This window comes from Roseixanthobacter psychrophilus (assembly GCF_043195195.1).
GTDB lineage: Bacteria > Pseudomonadota > Alphaproteobacteria > Rhizobiales > Xanthobacteraceae > NCEH01.
Genome location: NZ_JBAFWT010000062.1, coordinates 1 through 18,117, shown reverse-complemented (window position 1 = coordinate 18,117; position 18,117 = coordinate 1). Strand labels below are relative to the sequence as shown.

Annotated in this window: 25 protein-coding genes and 5 pseudogenes; 13 read left to right on the top strand and 17 right to left on the bottom strand. The window is 64.0% G+C overall.

Annotation, left to right across the window (positions count from 1 at the left end; all coding sequences use genetic code 11):
- Positions 1–287 (bottom strand): RES family NAD+ phosphorylase (locus V5F77_RS26535; RefSeq protein WP_429008111.1); only part of this gene is annotated, 287 nt, incomplete at its 3' end.
- Positions 287–724 carry a type II RES/Xre toxin-antitoxin system antitoxin gene (parS, locus tag V5F77_RS26530; RefSeq protein ID WP_429008110.1) on the bottom strand — a complete coding sequence of 146 codons (438 nt, stop codon included), beginning with the start codon at positions 722–724 and terminating at the stop codon, positions 287–289. The genes parS and V5F77_RS26535, both read right to left, overlap by 1 nt.
- A 109-nt stretch (positions 725–833) precedes the next feature.
- Here parS and V5F77_RS26525 point away from each other — a divergent pair, with 109 nt between their 5' ends.
- The 5 genes from V5F77_RS26525 to V5F77_RS26505 all read left to right on the top strand — a co-directional run bounded on the left by V5F77_RS26525 (position 834) and on the right by V5F77_RS26505 (position 4,794).
- Positions 834–1,301, top strand: coding sequence for a gamma-glutamylcyclotransferase family protein (locus V5F77_RS26525; RefSeq protein WP_429008109.1), 468 nt, complete (start codon positions 834–836; stop codon positions 1,299–1,301).
- 203 nt (positions 1,302–1,504) lie between these two features.
- Entirely contained in the window at positions 1,505–2,485 is a 981-nt protein-coding gene (locus V5F77_RS26520) for an MBL fold metallo-hydrolase (RefSeq protein WP_429008108.1), read from the top strand.
- A gap of 18 nt (positions 2,486–2,503) precedes the next feature.
- Positions 2,504–3,202 (top strand): dienelactone hydrolase family protein, encoded by a 699-nt coding sequence (locus V5F77_RS26515; RefSeq protein WP_429008107.1) that lies wholly within the window; start codon positions 2,504–2,506, stop codon positions 3,200–3,202.
- A complete protein-coding gene (locus V5F77_RS26510) occupies positions 3,199–3,828 on the top strand; it encodes a glutathione S-transferase N-terminal domain-containing protein (protein ID WP_429008113.1) in 630 nt (209 codons plus the stop codon). Before V5F77_RS26515 ends, V5F77_RS26510 begins: the two co-directional genes overlap by 4 nt.
- 36 nt (positions 3,829–3,864) lie before the next feature.
- Positions 3,865–4,794 (top strand): LysR family transcriptional regulator, encoded by a 930-nt coding sequence (locus V5F77_RS26505; protein ID WP_429008106.1) that lies wholly within the window; start codon positions 3,865–3,867, stop codon positions 4,792–4,794.
- A 136-nt stretch (positions 4,795–4,930) separates the two neighbouring features.
- Here the strand turns inward: V5F77_RS26505 and V5F77_RS26500 are convergent, their stop codons facing one another.
- The 3 genes and pseudogenes from V5F77_RS26500 to V5F77_RS26485 all read right to left on the bottom strand — a co-directional run.
- A complete protein-coding gene (locus V5F77_RS26500) occupies positions 4,931–5,305 on the bottom strand; it encodes a hypothetical protein (RefSeq protein ID WP_429008105.1) in 375 nt (124 codons plus the stop codon).
- Positions 5,306–5,374: 69 nt separating this feature from the next.
- Positions 5,375–5,755, bottom strand: a complete 381-nt coding sequence (locus V5F77_RS26495) for a YybH family protein (RefSeq protein ID WP_429008104.1) — start codon at positions 5,753–5,755, stop codon at positions 5,375–5,377.
- A 608-nt stretch (positions 5,756–6,363) separates the two neighbouring features.
- Positions 6,364–6,654 (bottom strand): annotated as a pseudogene (locus V5F77_RS26485) (chromosome partitioning protein ParB); the annotation flags it as partial.
- Positions 6,655–6,836: 182 nt separating this feature from the next.
- Between V5F77_RS26485 and V5F77_RS26480 the strand changes: the two are divergent.
- Together V5F77_RS26480 and V5F77_RS26475 are read left to right on the top strand one after the other, a co-directional pair.
- The gene (locus V5F77_RS26480) at positions 6,837–7,199 is read left to right on the top strand and encodes a type II toxin-antitoxin system PrlF family antitoxin (protein WP_429008103.1); all 363 of its coding nucleotides are present in this window, start codon (positions 6,837–6,839) and stop codon (positions 7,197–7,199) included.
- A complete protein-coding gene (locus V5F77_RS26475) occupies positions 7,196–7,681 on the top strand; it encodes a type II toxin-antitoxin system YhaV family toxin (protein ID WP_429008102.1) in 486 nt (161 codons plus the stop codon). Before V5F77_RS26480 ends, V5F77_RS26475 begins: the two co-directional genes overlap by 4 nt.
- Positions 7,682–7,767: 86 nt before the next feature.
- Here the strand turns inward: V5F77_RS26475 and V5F77_RS26470 are convergent, their stop codons facing one another.
- The 4 genes and pseudogenes from V5F77_RS26470 to V5F77_RS26455 form a co-directional block, all read right to left on the bottom strand.
- Positions 7,768–7,947, bottom strand: a complete 180-nt coding sequence (locus V5F77_RS26470; protein ID WP_429008101.1) for a hypothetical protein — start codon at positions 7,945–7,947, stop codon at positions 7,768–7,770.
- On the bottom strand, positions 7,910–8,071 hold the full coding sequence (locus V5F77_RS26465) for a hypothetical protein (RefSeq protein WP_429008100.1): 162 nt from the start codon (positions 8,069–8,071) through the stop codon (positions 7,910–7,912). Before V5F77_RS26465 ends, V5F77_RS26470 begins: the two co-directional genes overlap by 38 nt.
- A gap of 139 nt (positions 8,072–8,210) precedes the next feature.
- Positions 8,211–8,291: pseudogene (locus V5F77_RS26460) on the bottom strand (VIT1/CCC1 transporter family protein); the annotation flags it as partial.
- On the bottom strand, positions 8,257–9,969 hold the full coding sequence (locus V5F77_RS26455; RefSeq protein WP_429008099.1) for a heavy metal translocating P-type ATPase: 1,713 nt from the start codon (positions 9,967–9,969) through the stop codon (positions 8,257–8,259). The pseudogene V5F77_RS26460 and the gene V5F77_RS26455, both read right to left, overlap by 35 nt.
- Here V5F77_RS26455 and V5F77_RS26450 point away from each other — a divergent pair.
- Positions 9,968–10,168 carry a hypothetical protein gene (locus V5F77_RS26450; RefSeq protein WP_429008098.1) on the top strand — a complete coding sequence of 67 codons (201 nt, stop codon included), beginning with the start codon at positions 9,968–9,970 and terminating at the stop codon, positions 10,166–10,168. The two genes, V5F77_RS26455 and V5F77_RS26450, sit on opposite strands and share 2 nt — an antisense overlap.
- 212 nt (positions 10,169–10,380) lie before the next feature.
- On the opposite strand, the gene V5F77_RS26445 is transcribed toward V5F77_RS26450, so the two are convergent.
- The 4 genes from V5F77_RS26445 to V5F77_RS26430 are packed head-to-tail and all read right to left on the bottom strand — an operon-like array spanning position 10,381 to position 13,341.
- Positions 10,381–11,757 carry a sensor histidine kinase gene (locus tag V5F77_RS26445; protein ID WP_429008097.1) on the bottom strand — a complete coding sequence of 459 codons (1,377 nt, stop codon included), beginning with the start codon at positions 11,755–11,757 and terminating at the stop codon, positions 10,381–10,383.
- Positions 11,754–12,461, bottom strand: a complete 708-nt coding sequence (locus tag V5F77_RS26440) for a response regulator transcription factor (RefSeq protein WP_011993056.1) — start codon at positions 12,459–12,461, stop codon at positions 11,754–11,756. Before V5F77_RS26440 ends, V5F77_RS26445 begins: the two co-directional genes overlap by 4 nt.
- Positions 12,436–13,059 carry a cytochrome b/b6 domain-containing protein gene (locus tag V5F77_RS26435; RefSeq protein ID WP_429008096.1) on the bottom strand — a complete coding sequence of 208 codons (624 nt, stop codon included), beginning with the start codon at positions 13,057–13,059 and terminating at the stop codon, positions 12,436–12,438. Before V5F77_RS26435 ends, V5F77_RS26440 begins: the two co-directional genes overlap by 26 nt.
- Positions 13,060–13,062: 3 nt before the next feature.
- Positions 13,063–13,341 carry a PepSY domain-containing protein gene (locus V5F77_RS26430; RefSeq protein ID WP_011993054.1) on the bottom strand — a complete coding sequence of 93 codons (279 nt, stop codon included), beginning with the start codon at positions 13,339–13,341 and terminating at the stop codon, positions 13,063–13,065.
- Positions 13,342–13,572: 231 nt separating this feature from the next.
- Between V5F77_RS26430 and V5F77_RS26425 the strand changes: the two genes are divergently transcribed.
- Positions 13,573–14,049 carry a rubrerythrin family protein gene (locus tag V5F77_RS26425; protein ID WP_348848559.1) on the top strand — a complete coding sequence of 159 codons (477 nt, stop codon included), beginning with the start codon at positions 13,573–13,575 and terminating at the stop codon, positions 14,047–14,049.
- 163 nt (positions 14,050–14,212) lie between these two features.
- Here V5F77_RS26425 and V5F77_RS26420 read toward each other — a convergent pair.
- From V5F77_RS26420 to V5F77_RS26410, 3 genes and pseudogenes are all read right to left on the bottom strand, one after another.
- A pseudogene (locus V5F77_RS26420) lies at positions 14,213–14,308 on the bottom strand (efflux transporter periplasmic adaptor subunit); the annotation flags it as partial.
- Positions 14,309–14,365: 57 nt separating this feature from the next.
- Positions 14,366–14,605 carry a hypothetical protein gene (locus tag V5F77_RS26415; RefSeq protein ID WP_041578165.1) on the bottom strand — a complete coding sequence of 80 codons (240 nt, stop codon included), beginning with the start codon at positions 14,603–14,605 and terminating at the stop codon, positions 14,366–14,368.
- Between the two features lie 168 nt (positions 14,606–14,773).
- Positions 14,774–15,268 carry a winged helix-turn-helix transcriptional regulator gene (locus V5F77_RS26410; protein ID WP_429008095.1) on the bottom strand — a complete coding sequence of 165 codons (495 nt, stop codon included), beginning with the start codon at positions 15,266–15,268 and terminating at the stop codon, positions 14,774–14,776.
- Between the two features lie 68 nt (positions 15,269–15,336).
- Here V5F77_RS26410 and V5F77_RS26405 point away from each other — a divergent pair, with 68 nt between their 5' ends.
- Entirely contained in the window at positions 15,337–16,038 is a 702-nt protein-coding gene (locus V5F77_RS26405; RefSeq protein WP_429008094.1) for a hypothetical protein, read from the top strand.
- A 258-nt stretch (positions 16,039–16,296) separates the two neighbouring features.
- On the opposite strand, the pseudogene V5F77_RS26400 reads toward V5F77_RS26405, so the two are convergent.
- Positions 16,297–16,776 (bottom strand): annotated as a pseudogene (locus V5F77_RS26400) (transposase); the annotation flags it as partial.
- Here V5F77_RS26400 and V5F77_RS26395 point away from each other — a divergent pair.
- The 3 genes and pseudogenes from V5F77_RS26395 to V5F77_RS26385 all read left to right on the top strand — a co-directional run.
- Positions 16,666–17,226, top strand: a pseudogene (locus V5F77_RS26395) (chromate transporter); the annotation flags it as partial. The pseudogenes V5F77_RS26400 and V5F77_RS26395 sit on opposite strands and share 111 nt — an antisense overlap.
- A gap of 20 nt (positions 17,227–17,246) precedes the next feature.
- Complete coding sequence (locus V5F77_RS26390; RefSeq protein ID WP_429008093.1) at positions 17,247–17,837, top strand: sulfurtransferase; 591 nt, start codon at positions 17,247–17,249, stop codon at positions 17,835–17,837.
- On the top strand, positions 17,741–18,052 hold the full coding sequence (locus V5F77_RS26385) for a rhodanese-like domain-containing protein (RefSeq protein ID WP_429008112.1): 312 nt from the start codon (positions 17,741–17,743) through the stop codon (positions 18,050–18,052). The genes V5F77_RS26390 and V5F77_RS26385 overlap by 97 nt, the downstream gene beginning before the upstream one ends.
- Positions 18,053–18,117: the final 65 nt, after the last annotated feature.

Genomic DNA, 18,117 nt, shown 5'->3' with positions numbered 1-18,117 from the left:
TTCTCCTGACTCCAGGCCTCGTGCCGCCGCCAATCGGTCGGGAGACCTTCCAACGGTACGTCTTCAATTTCGACAGTGTCGGGGATCTCATAGGTGATCATGACCAGTTCCGGCAGGAGCGCGGGATCCTCGACATGGACGAGCTTTTCGAGGACGCAGAGCGCGGGCGACGTCGCGCAATAGGTGACGGCATGGCCCACGGTGTTCCAGCGGCCGTCGAAATGCAGGCCATAGCCGCCGTCCAGCGCCTGCGCATGCTGTGGGCCCGACAGGCGCCAGAGCCGCATCAGGCGGCCGCGCCCCAGGCGATCTTGCCGAGGATGGTCTCGATCACGCGCGCGCCAGCCTCGGTCTGCGCCACGACGAGCGGCGTCTCGCCGCCGAGCTCGGTGAGCGGGCGGCGCAGCCAGCGGTTGGCCTTCACCTGATCACCAAAGGTCTGCTCGGCCAGGGACTGCACGCGCAGAAGGCGCACGGCCCGATCCGATTCATCGATCGTCAACGGCTGCTGCTTGTCGGCACGATGGCGGCGGGTGCGCTGCGGGATCACGAACCTCTCGATCTCCTGCTCGCTCATGCCCGCCTGACTGAGCCCACGAAGAGCCGACAGCGGAAGCCTGTTGCGGACGGCGAGGGCCAGGTCGGCCTGCGAGCGCACGACCGTGCCGAGCACGCTCTGGCCTCCCAGCTTGCGGGCAACCTCCTCGACGATGGCAATCGACATGAGAGCCTCCTTGCAGTCAACGGCAACGTGCCTTAGATATAGGCGGCATATTGCCGGAGAGCAAGAGCAGCTTTCTTCAGCAGGATTGTCCCCGAGGGATTTCAAAGGCATGGGCGGGGCGGTCGGAATACTCGCATACGGTTCGTTGATCGGCGATCCCGGTGCCGAAATCGAGCCCGTCATAGTCGCGCGTATTCCCTGCCATACGCCATTCCCGGTTGAGTTTGCGCGGCAAAGTCGATCGCGAGAGGGCGCGCCGACGCTTGTCCCGAGCGCAGGCGGCTCGTCGGTCAAAGCCCAGATCCTTGTCATCGCCCTCGATGTGAGGGAGGCAACCGATCGGCTCTATCGAAGGGAGATCCATGCTGTCGGATCGGCGAGATGTTATGTGTCTCCCAAGCAGCCAAATGCCGACCGGGTTGTCGTCGAGACGCTCTTGGACTTCGATGGCCTCGCGACGGTCCTTTATACGAATATCGGCGCGAACATTCCACAGCCCGTCGGAAAACAAGTGTTTTCCGTGATCCCACCCGCTCCCTCATGCAGTCCATCAAAAAGCGGCAACCCTTTGCTTTAACGAAGAAACCGAAGCCGCCGTGTTCCCTTTATGTCCGCTTATGCGTATCAGCAGGTCTTTTCATTACTTGAGGCCAACACTGGGTGTAGAAGCTCCAGCGGTCGCGCCATTGATCGTGTCGATGGCTTCTATCAATCTGCTTTGTCTTCACGCATGGGTAGCGACAACTTAGTTTCCGTGTCCTCAACCGTAGGACAACCCACATGCGCAAAATGACTCTTCTCAGCACCCTAGCCCTGTCGATTGCCCTCGCCTCTGGACCGACCTTTGCTGCGAGCGAACGGGCCGCTCCCGAAATCACGCGCGTCACCGAGCAGGGAGGAGACATCTATAGGTTCGCAATCGGTGACGTACGCGTTATCGCTCTGTCTGACGGCTCGGTGCCGCAAGACCTGCACAATCTCCTTCAGCGAACGACGCCGGCCCGAATCGATGCGCTGCTTGCGCGCAACTTCCAGACGAACCCGGTCGAGGCCTCGATCAATGCCTACCTCGTCGAGCTGCCCGGCCGCCTTGTCCTAATTGATACGGGCTCGGGGGAGTTGTTCGGACCTAGTGCCGGCGGCAAGCTCGTTGACAGCCTGCGCCGCGCGGGGGTCGGGCCCGAGCAAGTCACCGACATCCTGCTCACCCACATCCACTCCGACCACGCCGGCGGCCTAGTGCGCGGCGGACAGCGCGTCTTCACCAACGCGGTGGTCCACGTAGGAAAGGCCGACCTCGATTATTTCGCCGATCCGACCAACGCCGAGCGCACCCACTACGATCATCAGCATTTCGACGTGGCCGCGCTGGTGATGAAGCCATACCTCGACGCAGGCAAGGTTATCCCGATCACCAAGGATGGCGCGGTCCTGCCTGGCATTATCGCGACGTTTCACGCGGGCCACACGCCCGGCAGCGCCTTCTACACGCTGGAGAGCAAGGGCGAATCCATCGTCTTTGTCGGCGACATCGTCCACTCGGCGGCCGTCCAATTCCCATCAGTTGCGACCACCATCACCTACGATCAGGACGCGAACCGCGCTGCTACTGTGCGGGCCGATGCGTTTGGCCGGTTCGCGCGTGAGCGCACGCTGATCGCGGTGCCGCACATGCCCTTTCCCGGGGTCGGCCACGTCCAGGCCGACGGCGCGGGTTTCGCCTGGGTGCCGGTGACCTACACAAACCGCACCGCCAATTGACCGAAAGTGGGGACGAGCATGATCGCCACGTATCCGTCTTTAGGCAACCTCGTCGCTTTCGTCGGTGCCGATGGCGCTCAACTGGCAGCCTACCACGTCCCGGCACAGGGGGCGTGGCGCGGCGGTCTCGTGCTGATCCAAGAAATATTTGGATTGACCACGCACATTCGCGAGCAGTGCGACCGCTTCGCTCGCCACGGCTTTGAGGTGCTCGCGCCGGCCATCTTTGACAGGGAGGCCCCGGGCCTTGACCTCAGCTACTCGGCCGAGGACATCGCTCAAGCAATGCGGTTGGTGCACGCCCACTCGTTTGAACAAACGCTCTCGGACGTCGAACGATGCGTCGACTGGCTTGCTTCGTCGGGACCGGTGGTCATCACCGGCTATTGCTATGGCGGCTCGGCCGCCTGGGCGACGGCGGTCCGCTCGGATCGGCTAGTGGCGGCAGCTTGCTACTATGGCTCAATGATCCCGTCACAGGCGAGCAACGTCCCTCGTTGCCCGACCCTCATCCATTTCGGGCGAAACGATGCCGAGATTCCGCTCGGTGCGGTCGAGACGTTCACGCGTGCCAGGCCCGATGTCGATGTCCAGCTCTATCCCGCCGGGCACGGGTTTAACTCGGACCGACGTGACGACTATCACGGGCCAAGTTCCGAACTTGCCTTCGAACGCACGATTGCTCTGTTCAGCGCACACACGGGAGGCGGATGGTGATCGACGTCCATGCCTGGAAGATGCCGAACGGCCACAAGGTCACGATGATGCTGGAGGAGGCTGGCCTGTCCTACACCCTCCATCCGGTAAATATCGGAAAAGGCGAACAGTTCCGCAGCGACTTCCTGGCCATCGCGCCCAACAATCCCATCCCTGCCATCGTCGACAACCAGCCGATCGATGGCGGCCAACCCGTGTCGATCTTCGAGTCCGGCCCGATCCTGCTTTACCTCGCGGAGAAGTCGGGAACAATGCTCCCCGATGCCGCTCGTGAACGGCTGGAGGTAGTGCAATGGCTGTCCTGGCAGATGGCTGGCCTCGGGTCCGTGATGGGACAGAACCTGCACTTCGATCGCTTCGCCCCCGAACCTACGCCCTACGCCATCGACCGCTACCTTAACGAGACCACGTGTTTATTCGGCATCCTTGAGCGGCGTCTCCGTGATCAGCCGTTCGTCGCGGGGTGTGGCTATCCTGTGGCGGACACCGCCTGCTACCCTTGGATCACGCTCCACGAGGCGGCGGGGCAATCGCTGGGTGAGTTCGCTGCCCTGCAGCGGTGGTTCGGCCAAGTGCGGAGCCGTCCGGCGACAGCCCGCGCCTATGCGACGGCCGAGACGATGTAGTGGACCACTTTCTCGAAAGGTAGGATCCCACGCCGAATGGATAGTCACTCCCCCGAACTGCTCAACCGGATCGATGTCGATCTGCTGCTCGCTTTTGAGGCGTTGCTGATCGAATCGAACGTCACCCGTGCGGCAAAGCGGCTCCACATCCAACAGCCCGCTTTGTCGGCGCGGTTGACGCGGCTCCGGGCGATTTTCGAGGACCGACTCTTCATTCCGGCCCCGAACGGTCGCGGCGTGCTCGCGACTCCGCGAGCGCTAGCGCTCCAGCCGCTACTCGGCACGGTGCTCGCCAATCTAACCGCCATGGTCGCGTCGAGCGGACGCTTTGATCCCGCCACGAGCACCCGCGTGTTCACGATCGCTTTGCACGAGAACCCGGCGGTGATGCTGGCTCCGGACCTGGTGCCGCGCCTACGCGCGCAGGCGCCCGGTGTTCGGCTGGTGTTTGCGTTGCCCGACAAGGCACGAATGCCTGACTTGCTCGAGAGCGGGAAGGTCGACATCTATGTCGGCATCGACAGCGACGCGCGGGATGCCTGGCTCAGTCGGACGCTGTTTGAAAACAACTTCGTGACCGCGCAGCGGCAAGACCACCCGCGCGGCGAGGGCGCGTTGACGCTCGACGAGTATTGCGAGCACGAGCATCTGCTGGTTTCGGCCGAGGGACTTGCCTTTCACGGTATCGTCGATGACGCATTGCGCCAACTGAGCCGCGAGCGTCGCGTGGGCGTGTCCGTCCAGAGCTACGCGGTCGCACCCACCATCATTGCCACCAGCGATCTTCTTTGCACTCTGCCCGGGCGGTTCCTTGCCCGCTACACAGCGTCCCTGAGGCTCTTTGCGCCGCCGCTCGAAATCCCGCCGGCGCGGGTGACGGCCCTGTGGCATCTGCGGAACCATGAGGATGCGGGTCATGCCTGGCTACGGGAGCAGCTATTCCAGGCAGCGGCTGCGACAAGGTAGCGGCGCATGGCCCGAACTATGCTGAGCCTGCGGCTAGATCGCCAGTCACCATCACGAAGGACCTCATACCCGCGCTGAAGTCCATCGACGTTGCAATCCGGAGCGCACCCAGCACGATGGGTTGATCCAATCGGCTTCAAGTGCTGCACACGAGATCCGGATGACGCCAAGGACTTCGAGCGCACCATCGAGATCGCTCATTGTGAGTCAGGCTCATAGAGATCACCGATTTCAGGCAGGTGGCGATCCGCGCGATAATGTCAGCTCGCGGCCCACTTCTCCAAGCATCGCTCTTATAAAAAGCGTTTTGTGAGGTTTCGAGGTGATCCAGGTCATCATAGGCCCGGATCAGGTAGTAAGCAGCTGAATCGTGAATTGACTTGCCGTAAGCCACCACGTCCATACCAACGCTCTGGTGCAGCGGAACGCTCACTGTCTGCATAATCGTATGGAACTCGTCGCCGGTTCCCGGTTGCAGGGAGTAAAGCAATAATTCGACGGACTTTGTCATTGGCGCAGCTCTCCTATTATTTCAGGTCGTATCCACTGCGCCGGCACCAAAGGAGAGCAGTCGCAGAATCTAGGATTTCTCCGACAGGGAGGTGGCTTTCGGCCCCGGATAGAGTGCCGGATGATCAATCACCCAGAGCCATGATCCATCGGCTTGTTGGCGGGCAACTTCAACTGTGATGGTGCCGTCTGGAAGTTGGGCCGAAGTGATTGCAAGCTCTCCGCTCTTTAGGACTTGAGCTTGTGACCCAGGCTTTATTACCGGCTGTGATGCGAGGAAGCCTCGAAACGCATCACCAATGGCGGGTCTGCCCACAGCGACGTTCCCATCAGGCAAAACCATGACCGCATTTTCCTCATAGAGCGCGGCGATCCCGTCCGCGTCTCGGGTGATTAATCGCTCGACCAGGAGCCGAGGCAAATCTTCGGGTCTTTCCGCGGCTTCTGTCATTGAATCCTCTGCAAAAGTTCTTCCCAAGGCATCAGCTTAGCAGAATAAACGCGAACCTGATCGGATCTTGGTGCCCGGCTCCCGCTGACGCTCACACGGGGCCGGTTTGCTAAGGGCGCCACCCTCGCGCGGCGCAAGGGAGCCTGTTTCCAACGGCTTCCGCGTGGACGTCACGCGCGGCGAGCGGATCGGCCGCGTATCGTCAGAATGGTTCTCGCGCCCCGATGACGAGCGCCATCTGAACCTCACCGAGCTATATGACGCGGTGAAGTCCCGCGCGAATCCCCGAAGACTTTGAGAGCAAGGCGGCGGCCAATGACGCAGGCCGCAACCATCAGGCCAATATCCGCATCCTCTCGACCTTCGATCTGGAAAAGCAGATCGGGGCGGATGGCGCGACCTGGCACGACCGGCGGCTGGTTTCTACTGAGACATAGGATCTCGCTCCAAGCGGTTTCGGACAAGAGGTCCGCGACGCCATGGACGGTCGGCGCGAACGTCATATCGACCAGGGCGACGCTGTCGAGCGGGTGCAGGTCCTTGCGCCGGAGGTTCTCGACCAGGGAATCCTCCTCGGCGGAGGTGTCGCTGGTGCGCTTGACGATGCAGGGCGTCGGCGCGGTCTTCATCATGCGCTTCTGCGCGACGAGAAGGCCGAGCGCGAGCAGGCGCCGACCGCCGGCAGGGACCTCGAAGCGGCCGGTCTCCTCGCCGTCCGCCGTGCGCTCGGGCCGGACATTGAGGCTCTGCAGCAGTCCCCGGCGCGCGATGTCCTCGGCGAACTGCTCGATCGACACCCCGTTCTTCACCTGCCGCACATTGCTCTGGCTCAGAACGAGCTTGTCATAAGGGATGTTCTCGGCCTCGCTCAACGCGATCTTCTGTGGGGCCTTCGCCATGTGGGTTCTCCATGGCGGGGCGGCCCGGAGCCTCTCTCCGAACCTCCTCACCCGTCGCGGAGTCCCCCGCCCTCCTCTGCCTCTCGCCGACGCGCCGCGCAGCCGGCGGCCGCCTTCCGGACTCGGCGCTTGCACGCGAGTGCTACACGTATTATTTCACGTATCAATCGAGGAGACCGACCATGTCGCAGCCGGAGTATAAGGGATCGATCACGACGACGGGCCGCTCGGAAGCGCTGCGGCTCGACAAGGCGCTCTTCAAGGCGCATCCGGAGTTTCGTCAGCGGGCGAAGATCCGCGCCCAGGTCATCGGGCCCGGCAGCCTCCTGGTGACGCTCGACCCCAATGGGGAGGAAGAGACGCGCGACGGTGTGGAACGCGATCCGGTCGTTGCCGCCTATCTCTCCTTTCTCGAGCGCGACATGGGCGAGCATCCGGAGGGCCTGCGCCCCTTCACCGAGGCCGCCATCGCCCGTCTGCAGGCCCTCACCGGCAACGTCGAGGTGTCCGACGACGATGTGATCCCGGACGACGTGACCCTGTGACATCGACCGGCGACGCCTTTGCCGAGCGGCGCGGCTGGAAGCTTTTCCGGGCGCGGGCGTTTTCGGAAGCCCTGGACGGCCTTGAGGCGGAGTTGGTGCGTCTGGCGGCCGAGCGGCCGGACGATGCCTCCAGTCATCCCAAGGCGAAGCTGCTGGCGCGGATTCTCAATCTCATCCTCGATGAGATTCCCCGCGATCCCAATGCAGCGACCTATCAGCTCGGGAACACGCTCGGCCCGTCACATCGCCACTGGCGCCAGGCGAAATTCCTGCAGAGGTTTCGCCTGTTCTTCCGGTTCGACAGCGCCAGCCGCATCATCATCTACGCTTGGGTGAACGACGAGAACACGCTTCGCAAGGCAGGCTCACGGAGCGATCCCTACGCGGTCTTCCTGCGCCGCTTGAACGACGGCAATCCTCCAGATGGGTGGGATGATCTTCTCGCCGATGCGAAGCAGGCCTCCCGGAGGAAACCCAGATAGGAGGGCGCGACAGGGTGCCTTCGCACCTGTCCGTGGATCCGCATGCATGGGCATGCGCGCCTTGTGCCGGTGATTGACGTGGCGCGTCAGCTGTCGGGTTCCTTGATCTCCACCTCGCCCCGGTTGCGGAGCGCCTCGGGCATGCGCGCGTAGTCCATGAGGAAGTGGATCAGCGCCTGCCGATCGACCGTCGCCGTCGCGCCGGTCGGCCGGGTGCGGTCATGGCGCTCAGGGGCGCAGGACGAGGCGGGAGAGCTCGACCGCATCGTTCCGCGAGAAGCCGGCGACGGTTTCGCGAATGAGGCGGTCGGTCGCCGTCACCCCGACAAGCGTGCCGTCACGGACGAGGCCGTGCGACCAACCGGAGTTCGGCCGGCGGACCTCGCCCATGCGATGTCCTCAGCGGACAAGGCAGTCGTTCAGTTCGGCGCGGGTGATCGCGATGAAACGCACGTCCATGTTCCGGGGGTCAGACACCGCACATCCCCTCGCAGTCATTGCCGAACAGATCGCCCTGATAGTCGCCGGCCCCGTCGTTCGCTCCAAGGACAGCAGCCCGCAGCCAGCCGATACGCTCAATCAGGTGATTTTCGCGATGAAGAGGATGCATTGTCGTGCCTTCTGGGGGAGTCATGTACTGGCGCGTAAATTGAATTGGCAGGTGCCTTTGCACCCTCCGGGGCCAGGAGCCGTGCAGAGTTCATTAGGAAGGCCAGTTCCGAACCCACATGGATGACCGCAGCCAGCAGCGGGTTGAGATAGCCGAAGGCGGCGAGGCCGATGCCCACGGCGTCCACCATCAGGGTGCCGGAGAAGTTCTGCCAGATGATGGCGCGGGTCTTGCGGGCGATCCGCAGCGTTTCGACCAGTTTGAACAGATCGTTGCCAATCAGTACGATGTCAGCGCTTTCCTGGGCAATGTCGGTGCCTGAACCCATGGCAATGCCCAGGCTCGCTGCGGTCAACGCGGGGGCATCATTGACCCCGTCGCCCACCATGGCAACACTGCGACCATCGGCCACTAAAGCCTGAACTCGCGTCAGCTTGTCCTCTGGCAGCATGTCGGCGACCACTTCGCCAATTCCAAGGTTGCGGCCTACATGCTGGGCAACCGCCTTGGTATCGCCGGTGAGCAGCACCGTGCGCACCCCCATGGCGTGCAGCGCGGCCATGGCCGCGCTCGCCTCCGGGCGCAGCGGATCGGCGACGATGATCTGGCCCACATAGCGCCCGTCCGCCGCCACCACGATGTCGGAACCGACATGATTCTCAGTCCGGGCGGGAACAGTGATGCCTGCGTCAGACAAGAGTTTGCGGTTGCCCACCAGCACCGCACGGCCTTCCACATCGGCAGAGATGCCACGGGCCACCGTATAAAGGAAGGCGTTGGCCTCGGGCACCGCGAGCCCCCGCCGCTCTGCCTCCACCACCACGGCCCGACCGAGCGGATGCTCCGAGCGCAGTTCCGCTGCCGCAGCGAGCCGCAGAAGGTCGGCCGCATCCCCGCCTTCCGCGCATTCGAGCGCGGTGACCCTGGGCTCGCCCATGGTGAGGGTGCCGGTCTTGTCCAGCACCACCGTATCGATCCGGCCCAGGGTCTCCAGATGGATGCCGCCCTTGATGATGGAGCCGAGCTTCGCCGCCCGGCCGATGCCACCGAGGATGGCCAGCGGGGTTCCCGCCGCGATGCCACAGGCGCCGGCGACGATGATGACCGAGATGGTGTCGCGAATGTTCTGCGTCAGCAGATATGTCAGCATCGCGGCGGCGAAGGCGACATAGACCAGGTACCCGGCCAATCGATCGGCCAGCTTCTGCACCGGTGCCCGGGTCTGCTCGGCCGCCTCGACCGCATCAATGATGCGGCCATAACTGGTGTCGCGCCCCACCCGCTCGACGCGGATCTCCAGGACCCCCATCTGGTTGATGGAGCCGGCGAACGCTGGCGCGCCTTCGGCCTTTTCCGCCGGCATGGATTCACCGGTGATGCGCGACTGGTCCACGTAGGAATGGCCACCGACGACCTCGCCGTCCACCGGGATCTTCTCCCCCGGAATCACCAGCACCAGGTCGTCAGCAACTACCTGCTCCAGCGGCAAAATAAGGACTCCGCCATCCCGCCGCACCCGAGCGGTCTTGGGCACGAAGTCCACCAGATCGCCGATGGCGCTGCGTCCGCGCGCCACTGTGAGATGCTCCAGTTCCTCCGCCACCAGAACGAACACCGTGACCACCAGAGCCGTGAAGATCTCGGCGACGGCAGCGGCAGCGAGGATGGCGATGCTCATGGAGAGTTCCATGGTCATCCGGCGGGCCATCAGATTCCGCACAGCTTCGCTCAAGATCGGCCAGGAGGCAAAAGCCAAGGCGACGAGACCGACGACGCTGACGGAGGCAAACGGTTCGTACACCTTGAACCAAACGGCGGCGGCACCGAGCAAGGCGACAACGATCCGCACTATCGCCAAGCTGTCAAACGGCTGCTGAGTGTGTACGGGGTCACTGCATCCTTTCGACGGCACAGCGACCTCCAGTGCCCGTTCGAAGTTCGCCGTAATTTCCCGCGCACCCATGTTCCATTCCAGACTTGATCAGTCGTGCCAAATTTTAGAATTGCTCTAAACTAATTGGCCTATTGAGCGCAATGGACCAATGGTCGCCTCGGAGCGGGATCTGAAGGGCGACGTACGCCTCATGACTCAGGTCGGGATCGCTGGTCCGCCTTCCCGGAAAACAAGGCGGATGCGCGCGCCGCCCCCGTGAGCATCCTCGATCCGCATGACACCTCCCTGCAGTGTCATGATGGTGGAGACGATGGCGAGCCCCAGCCCGGCGCCGTCGGGCTGGCTCCGGTCGAGGCGGCGAAAGCGCTGCAGAACCTCGGTCCTGCGATCTTCCGGTATGCCCGGCCCGTGATCGCGCACATCGAGCTGCGGGCCGGGGCCGACGGTGACCTCCACGGGGGCGCCCGCAGGAGTGTGGGTCAGGGCGTTTTCCACCAGATTGCGCAGCGCTCGTCCGATGGCTTCGCCATGCCCGTGCACCGCCGCAGTGCCCTGGTCCATGAACGAGATGGAGTGCCCACGCGCGACCGCCAGCGGGGTGAGCTCCGTCACCACCTCTCGGGCGATGGCAGCGAGATCGGCGCGCCGGTCCGGGTCAAGCTCCAGAGCGGTGGCGTAGGACATGTCGAGCATCTGGTTCACCAGCCGCTTCATGCGCTGGGCGTCCACCTCCAGCTTCGCTTTCTCCGGACTGTCCGGCAGCTTGCCGATGGAGAGCATCATCACGGCGAGCGGCGTACGCAGCTCATGGGCGGCGTCGCCGGCAAAATCCTTCAGTGCGCGCACTGAGCGCTCAATGCGCTCCAGCATGGCATTCACCGCGCTCACCAGCGCCGCAACCTCCCGGGAGGAGGCCTCCGCCTCGATGCGGGTCCCCACCTGGGCGGGATCGATGGCGTTGATCGCGGTGATGGTCCTTTGCAGGGGACGCAAGGTCGATCGCACCACGGAGAAGTTGAACAACAGGAACATCAACGAAAGCAGCAGAAGTGGAAAGATCACATGAAAGCGGATCTCATTGAAGATCACCGGCACGAACGGCTGGAAGCCGTGGCCGGAGATGGCCACCGTGATCCAGAACGGATGCTGCCCCACCGCGACCCGGCGGGTGCCGCTCAGCAGGAAGCGATCCCCCCAGCTTTCCCGCTGGGTGCGGATCACCAGGAATGAGGCGGGCGGCTCGTCAGCGATCTTCAGGTCGCCGTCATTAAAGCGGGCGATAACGCCGCCGCCGCGCTCATGGATCAGGAATGCGCGCCGCGTTCCCGCCGCGGTTGGCTGGCGCAGCGCTTCGGGTACGGCACCATTGGCCTGCATTTGAGGGATGTCGCCGGCGATGCGGTCTGCCTCGGCGGTCACCAGCAGTTGGTCAAGCTCGTTGGAATTGCGGACATACATCCACACCACGGCCGCCAGCTCGACAACCAGGAACACGAGCCCCACCAACGCCAGGCGGACCGAAAGGCGGAAGAAAAGCGTGCGGGGCGTGCCGGAAGCCGGGCCGTGCTTCATCGCGGGGCACCCCGTTCCACCTGTCCTGCCTGCGCAGCCGGTGCGAGCATGTAGCCAATGCCGTGGGCCGTATGCAGGACCACCCGCGCTTTCTCGGCGACCAGGCGTCGCCGCAGGCGGGAAACCACCGCCTCCAAAGCATTGGGCGAGACCTCGCTGGAAAGGGCATACATGGTGTCCTCGAGGCTGGCCTTGCTGACCACATGGCCGGCGCGGCGCATCAGGCGTTCCAGCAGGGCGCACTCGCGCGGCGGCACGTGGATCACCTGGCCGGAAATCCGCACCTCCCGCGCGATGGTATCGAAGTCGAGGTTCTCGACGTTCAAGGTCGTGCCGAGGCAAGCGCCGGGGCGGCGCAGCAGGGCACGGCAGCGGGCCGCCAGCTCGGGCATGTCGAAGGGTTTCACCAGATAGTCGTCTGCGCCCGAATCCAGACCTCCCACCCGGTCGCCAAGGCCGTTGCGGGCGGTGATCACAAGGATCGGCGTCGTGTTCCCCGCGCGCCGCACGGCGCGGACGAAATCGATCCCGTCCCCGTCCGGCATGCCGAGATCGATGAGGAAGAGGTCGTATCGGTCGACGGCCACGCTCTCGCGCGCGGCACTCAAGCTGCCGAAGCGCTCGAGCACGAAACCCTCCGCTTCCAGACCTTCCGCGATCAGGCTCGCGAGGCGGGGATTATCCTCGGCAAGCAGGACCCGCATGGTCGATGTCCGTTCCAGACGCGCGGCGTTTGCGCCCCGTAATCATGGCGAGAGGCAGGTTTTCCCGGTGCGCCACGCTCTCGGTGATAGCCGCGAGCACGTGCACTGCCGCCAGGGCGAGAATAAGATAGACTGCAATCTCGTGCGCCTCCTGCACCCATTCCACGCCCCAGAAGGTGTCGAGGGATTGCATCCACCCGGTGAGGCTGGTGAGCGCGATGAGGCACATGAGCGCCAGCGCCATGGCTCCGCCCGCCGGGTTATGCCCCACATACCGCCGGTCGCGGCGGGCGACGACGGCGCGCAGGTGGGACAGGACGGCCCATGGCGAGGTGACAAAATCGGAGAAACGGGCGTGACGGCTGCCTATGATACCCCACACGATCCGCACGACCAGTGCCGCGGCGACGACATACCCGACATAGCGATGGGCACTCTTGCCGCCCTCCAGCGCAAAGCTGTTCAAAATGATGCCCAGCATCACCGTCCAGTGGAAGAGTCGCACCAGTGGATCCCACACCGCTACAGTGTCCGGGCCCGCACCCCCGGGTCCAGCTGCGGTGCGAGAGGTGGCGGGCGCTTGATATGGCGAGGACATGACTCAGTCCACGTTATTCTCGACGATCTCGCCGGTCACCGGGTTGAAATAGACCTCCGCTTTCTTACCATCCTTGTTGTAGCCATAGATCTCGTAGCATCCTGACGTCGTCTTCTTGAACACCTTGATATTCTTGAAGCCCATCTCGGCAATCTTCTGCTTCATGGTCTCCTCACTCAGCCACTTCTCCTGTGGCTCCTTGGTGCAGGTGGGACTGGCCAGGGCGGCGGAGGAGAGGAGGCACAGGCCGGCGGCGGTGGTCAGCAGCACATCGCGAAACATTGGCTTCTCCTCACTCTGGGTGACGGGCCAAGGCCGCGCCTCCCTCGCTGCCTTCTGTTAAGGGGCGCTGCTGACAAAAGCCTGACGAAAGGGCGAGGCGAACTGAATACAATGATACCAATGGCTGATCCGTCGGCTACTTGTCGTCGTCAGGACTTGGTCAGGTCGCGCGCCTATCGAAGAAGCCGCCGCTCCGCTGGGCGACACTTTGATTTCCTGGGAGACCGATCCATGACCATCATTCGCAACCTTCTCGTCGCCGGTGCGCTCGTCGGCGCCTCACTCGCCGGCGCCCCTGCCTTTGCGGCTGAGACGCTGAACCCGCAGACTCAGAAAAATCTGGACGCGGCCATGCATGGTGAAGCCTTCGCGAACCTGAAGTACCAGGCGTATGCTGAGCACGCGCGCAAGAGCGGCCATCCTGAGATCGCAAAGCTGTTCGACGAGAGCGCGAACGTGGAAGCCAATGAGCATTTTGCCCGCGAGGCCGATGCCCTTGGCCTCGCCAAGACCGACGAGGCCAACCTGCTCGACGCCATGGCGGGTGAGCACTACGAGAACACCGAGATGTACGTGAATTTCGCCAAGCAGGCGAATGCGGTGGGGGACAAAAAGGTCGCGGAACTGTTCCGGCAGATCGCGGCGGATGAAGGCGACCACTACGCGGCCTACAAAGCCGCGGCCGAGAAGCTGCGCGCTGGAAAGTGAACCAATTGAGCGGCGTCATATATCATGGCGCCGCTCGCATAAATTATCATCAATATATAATAGCATATTGAGACGGCTTCATTTATTTGAAGGATAGATTTAAATACCGCTGCCTGCGAAGGCCTCTGCAATCCACACCTCCTGACGAACGCAACACGCCGCTCGGAGCAAGATCAATACGGAACAGCACGTCGGCTGCCTTGAGCGGGGAGTTCGGCGCGACCGGCACCTCGCTCGGCACGATCGCTACCGATCGGCGCCCGGCCGCCGCCCGACTTGCCATCGGCGTCGGAGCCGCTTGATCATCGCTGATCCTTCATATCTCGGTGCCGGCCACTGGCCGCTCCGCCAACGCAAAACTCTGAAGCTTTCGGGCTTTATTGCAATCGGCGTCCGCCGTGGTGATGACTGCCAAGAACGCTGCCCTGACGATCTCTTTCCGTGTGGCGTCAGGGAATTCCTGTCGCACCGCATCAAACAGCTGCTTCGGACTAAGGTCAGGCGCAGCCAACCGAACCAGCACAGCACAAATCTCCTGAGCGCGTTTCGTGACCATGAGAGACGCATCCTTCAACATCATGCAACGATGCTCGATGGCATGCAGAATGCCTTCCGAGCCGGCCGGGTGCAATGACCGCTTTCGCGAGGTCGGGCGCGAGTCTCGTCCGATGCAAGTGGCGCACACCTAGATCAGGCTCGGCGCAGCGCCTTCGGCAGCTAACAATCACTTTAGCACTTTCCGCACGGATTTCACTGCTTGAAATCGAGCGCGCGTGCGCTCGTCGGCGCCGGGACCTGGCCTGAAACGCAGATCCTCCGGGCCGACCTCCGCGCCATCGCTGTCGACCAGCTTGACCCTGGGCAACCGGCGACCACGTTGGTCCGTCACCACCACAGGAGGGCGGTTCTCGGAGGCGAATTGGTCGCCCCATTGCTGAAGGGCGACCAATGCCGGAGCAAGCGCGCGGCCCTTCTCCGTGAGGCTATAGATCGGGCGCGCCAACGCGCCGCCTCGCAGCAAGACCCCAGCCGCACAGAGGCGCCCAAGCCGATCCGACAGAGTATTTCGCGCCATGCCGAGGCTGCGCTGAAACTCGGAAAACCTCTGCGCCCCCAGGAACGCATCGCGAATGATGAGGAGTGTCCACCAGTCGCCCACGTCATTGAGCGCGCGGGCGAGCGAGCAGTTGAACGTCGCGAGATCGGTCTTTCCTGGCATGGTTGCAGGTCGGAATTATTGCAGTTATAGTCTCAGTTTGCAACTATTTGAGAATTCGGACAAGCGCCATGACCGAAGGCGGGCAGGTCGAGATGAAAGACGCCGCAAGCGCCGCGATCCGGATTGGCGGTGCCGGGGTGGCGCTCGGAGCAGTTATGATTGCCGTCGTCAGCGGGCTCTATGCGGCGTCGCCCACGGCGGCGGCGATGCCCGTGGTGACGGCTCGGCTACCGGAGGCGCTCGAAGCCCTGAGAGCGAGCGACGGCATGCAACTGTGGTGGATTGGCGTGATGGGCTTGACGGGGGACGTCATCTTCGCTGCGGCCGCGATGATGGTCGCCTTTGGTCTCGTATTGCGCGGGCAGCCGATCAAGGCGGCGGGATGGCTCGGGATCGCGCTCAGCAACATTATCTTCGTCGGTGTAGACGCGCTCGTTGGGCGAACCCTGGTGATGGCCGCTTCGAGCGGCACTTCGGAGGCCGGGTTTGTCGCGGCCAAGAGTTTCTCCGATGCTCTGTTCATTTCTGGAACCTTCGCCTTCGGAGCAGGGGCATTGCTCCTGTTCGGGCCAGCGCTGATCCCGAGTGGGACGTTTTCATCGCGCGCGATCTCGTTCCTCGGAATCGCCATCGGATTGGTTGGTGTAGGTGCCGCGCTGATCTGCCTGTTCGGCGTCGACGCCGGCCAACTGCTCGGTCTTGCGATCGCCGCGGGCTCGGCAATCTTTCTGATTGTCGGCATGCGTGCGGCGAAAGACGCCCTTGCCTAAGAGCGCGTTTGAGAAGGGCATTGGCTCATTGCCATCTTCGGAGCAGCGTGGCTGACGCGGCAATGGTGATGAGGTTTCGGCGACGGCGGTGATCTGCTCATAGTCGCGGACGAGGCGGCGGTTCTTCAAGATCCAGGCGAAGGTCCGCTCCACCACCCATCGACGCGGCAGGACCTCGAGAGTGATGTGGGTCTTGTCCGCCGCCCATTCCACCAGACGCCCGGCATAACCGCCATCGGCGAAGACGCGGGCGATGAACGAGTAGCGTCGGCGCGAGGCCTTGAGCGGCAGCTTGCCGCCGTCACGGTCCTGGATGTCGGCGGCATGAACGCGTACCGCGAGCAGGCGTCCGTCGGTGTTGGTCAGGTTGTGCCGCTCGCGCCCTGTGATCTTCTTGCCGGCATCGTAGCCCTTGGCGCCCCCTTTTGATCGGCGGTGCGCACCGACTGGCTGTCGAGGATCGCCGCGAGGGCGACGCCGCCCTGCCGCTTCGCTCGCGGTCGGCCATGACGAGGATCTGATAGACGCGCTCCCAGACCCGAACGGCGTGGGACGTGGCGCGCAGGTCCCGTCCCACGCCCCGCCGGTGCCCCTGTCCCGCCGGACTGGGGTGCTGCTGGTGGTGCGCCGATCCTGGCGCCGGCGACCGGATCCCAGGGTCTGGCGCTCTTCGACGCCTTCTACCGCGCGGGAGCCTTGGTGTTCAGCGGCGGCAACGTGGTTCTGCCGCTCCTGCAAGCCGAGATGGTGGCGCCGGGCTGGGTCACGCCCGATGACTTCCTCGCCGGATACGGCCTCGTCCAGGCGGTGCCGGGTCCGCTCTTCACCTTCGCGGCATGGCTTGGCGCCGTGATGCGGCCGGAACCGAACGGCATCGCCGGCGCCGCCATCGCCCTCGTGGCGGTGTTCCTGCCGGGCATCCTGCTGGTGACGGGCATGCTGCCGTTCTGGGATACGCTGCGGCGCAAGAGCCCGGCCCAAGCTGCCATGCGCGGCGCGAACGCGGCCGTCGTGGGCATCCTCGGGGCCGCGCTCTACAGCCTCGTCTTCACCGGAGCGGTGTTCGCTGCCCCCGATTTCGTGGTGGCGCTGGCGGGCTTCCTGCTGCTCACCGTGTGGCGCGTCCCGCCACGCGTCGTGGTGCTTCTGCTCGCCGCGGCCGGAGGCCTGCGGCACACCTTGACCTGATACCCATCCGGGAGATGTCCATGTTACAGGATCCGGTCATCGAGCCGTCGGCTTTGGCCTTTCTCGGCGCCTTTCATCTCCTCGACGTCCGTTCCCCGGACGCGTTCGAAAAGGGCCATGCGCCGGGCGCCATCCGCGTGCCCATCGCGGCGTGGGAGGCGGCGGCCCGTGTCGCCGAGACATCCCTCGATACGTCCACCTATTGGGAAGATGCCATCTGCGGGCTCGGTCTCGATCCGGCGGTTCCCGTGGTGGTGAACGACGACGGCCGGATGACGGACGCGGGCCGCGTCTGGTTCATCCTGCAATATTTCGGGGTGAAGGCCCTGGTCCTGAACGGCGGCTGGCCAACCCTCTCCGGGTATCCGGGTCGCCTCGCCGGCATTCGCCCGGCGGTCCCAACGGCGGCGTTCCAGGCTCATCCCGGCACTGGACCGGTCGGACTCGTCAACCGCACCGAATTGAAGGGCGACCTGAGCAAGGTCCACATCCTCGACGCGCGGACCTCGGCGAAATTCAGCGGCGAGGTCCGCGCCAGAATTCAAGGGGCGGGCATCTGCCCGGTGCCCGGCTTCTGCCGCATGCCGACCTCCTCGGTTCGGGCCGCCTGAAGCCGGTTGCCGACCTGCACGCGCTGCTGTCCGCTGCCGGGTTCGGCCCCGGTGACCGCGTCGTCACCCATTACGGCGGCGGGCGCGCGGCCCTTGCGGCCCTCGCCGCCTTGCGGGCGGGCTATGACGACGTCCGGGTTTACTATCTGAGCTTCGCCCACTGGGCGAAGGATGAGAGCTGCCCGATCGTGCGGGACGAACAAGGACCCGCCTGATCGGGGTTCAGCGGGAACCAATGCGCCCGCGACCCCGTCAGCGCCCACGTTGATCCTGCTCAAGA

Coding starts and splice junctions, on each gene's coding strand:
- parS (WP_429008110.1), bottom strand. CDS start 724: ATGTCGATTGCCATCGTCGAGGAGGTTGCCCGCAAGCTGGGAGGCCAG.
- V5F77_RS26525 (WP_429008109.1), top strand. CDS start 834: ATGGGCGGGGCGGTCGGAATACTCGCATACGGTTCGTTGATCGGCGAT.
- V5F77_RS26520 (WP_429008108.1), top strand. CDS start 1,505: ATGCGCAAAATGACTCTTCTCAGCACCCTAGCCCTGTCGATTGCCCTC.
- V5F77_RS26515 (WP_429008107.1), top strand. CDS start 2,504: ATGATCGCCACGTATCCGTCTTTAGGCAACCTCGTCGCTTTCGTCGGT.
- V5F77_RS26505 (WP_429008106.1), top strand. CDS start 3,865: ATGGATAGTCACTCCCCCGAACTGCTCAACCGGATCGATGTCGATCTG.
- V5F77_RS26500 (WP_429008105.1), bottom strand. CDS start 5,305: ATGACAAAGTCCGTCGAATTATTGCTTTACTCCCTGCAACCGGGAACC.
- V5F77_RS26495 (WP_429008104.1), bottom strand. CDS start 5,755: ATGACAGAAGCCGCGGAAAGACCCGAAGATTTGCCTCGGCTCCTGGTC.
- V5F77_RS26480 (WP_429008103.1), top strand. CDS start 6,837: ATGTCGCAGCCGGAGTATAAGGGATCGATCACGACGACGGGCCGCTCG.
- V5F77_RS26470 (WP_429008101.1), bottom strand. CDS start 7,947: ATGCGGTCGAGCTCTCCCGCCTCGTCCTGCGCCCCTGAGCGCCATGAC.
- V5F77_RS26465 (WP_429008100.1), bottom strand. CDS start 8,071: ATGGGCGAGGTCCGCCGGCCGAACTCCGGTTGGTCGCACGGCCTCGTC.
- V5F77_RS26450 (WP_429008098.1), top strand. CDS start 9,968: ATGGAGAGTTCCATGGTCATCCGGCGGGCCATCAGATTCCGCACAGCT.
- V5F77_RS26455 (WP_429008099.1), bottom strand. CDS start 9,969: ATGAGCATCGCCATCCTCGCTGCCGCTGCCGTCGCCGAGATCTTCACG.
- V5F77_RS26445 (WP_429008097.1), bottom strand. CDS start 11,757: ATGAAGCACGGCCCGGCTTCCGGCACGCCCCGCACGCTTTTCTTCCGC.
- V5F77_RS26440 (WP_011993056.1), bottom strand. CDS start 12,461: ATGCGGGTCCTGCTTGCCGAGGATAATCCCCGCCTCGCGAGCCTGATC.
- V5F77_RS26435 (WP_429008096.1), bottom strand. CDS start 13,059: ATGTCCTCGCCATATCAAGCGCCCGCCACCTCTCGCACCGCAGCTGGA.
- V5F77_RS26430 (WP_011993054.1), bottom strand. CDS start 13,341: ATGTTTCGCGATGTGCTGCTGACCACCGCCGCCGGCCTGTGCCTCCTC.
- V5F77_RS26425 (WP_348848559.1), top strand. CDS start 13,573: ATGACCATCATTCGCAACCTTCTCGTCGCCGGTGCGCTCGTCGGCGCC.
- V5F77_RS26415 (WP_041578165.1), bottom strand. CDS start 14,605: ATGGTCACGAAACGCGCTCAGGAGATTTGTGCTGTGCTGGTTCGGTTG.
- V5F77_RS26410 (WP_429008095.1), bottom strand. CDS start 15,268: ATGCCAGGAAAGACCGATCTCGCGACGTTCAACTGCTCGCTCGCCCGC.
- V5F77_RS26405 (WP_429008094.1), top strand. CDS start 15,337: ATGACCGAAGGCGGGCAGGTCGAGATGAAAGACGCCGCAAGCGCCGCG.
- V5F77_RS26390 (WP_429008093.1), top strand. CDS start 17,247: ATGTTACAGGATCCGGTCATCGAGCCGTCGGCTTTGGCCTTTCTCGGC.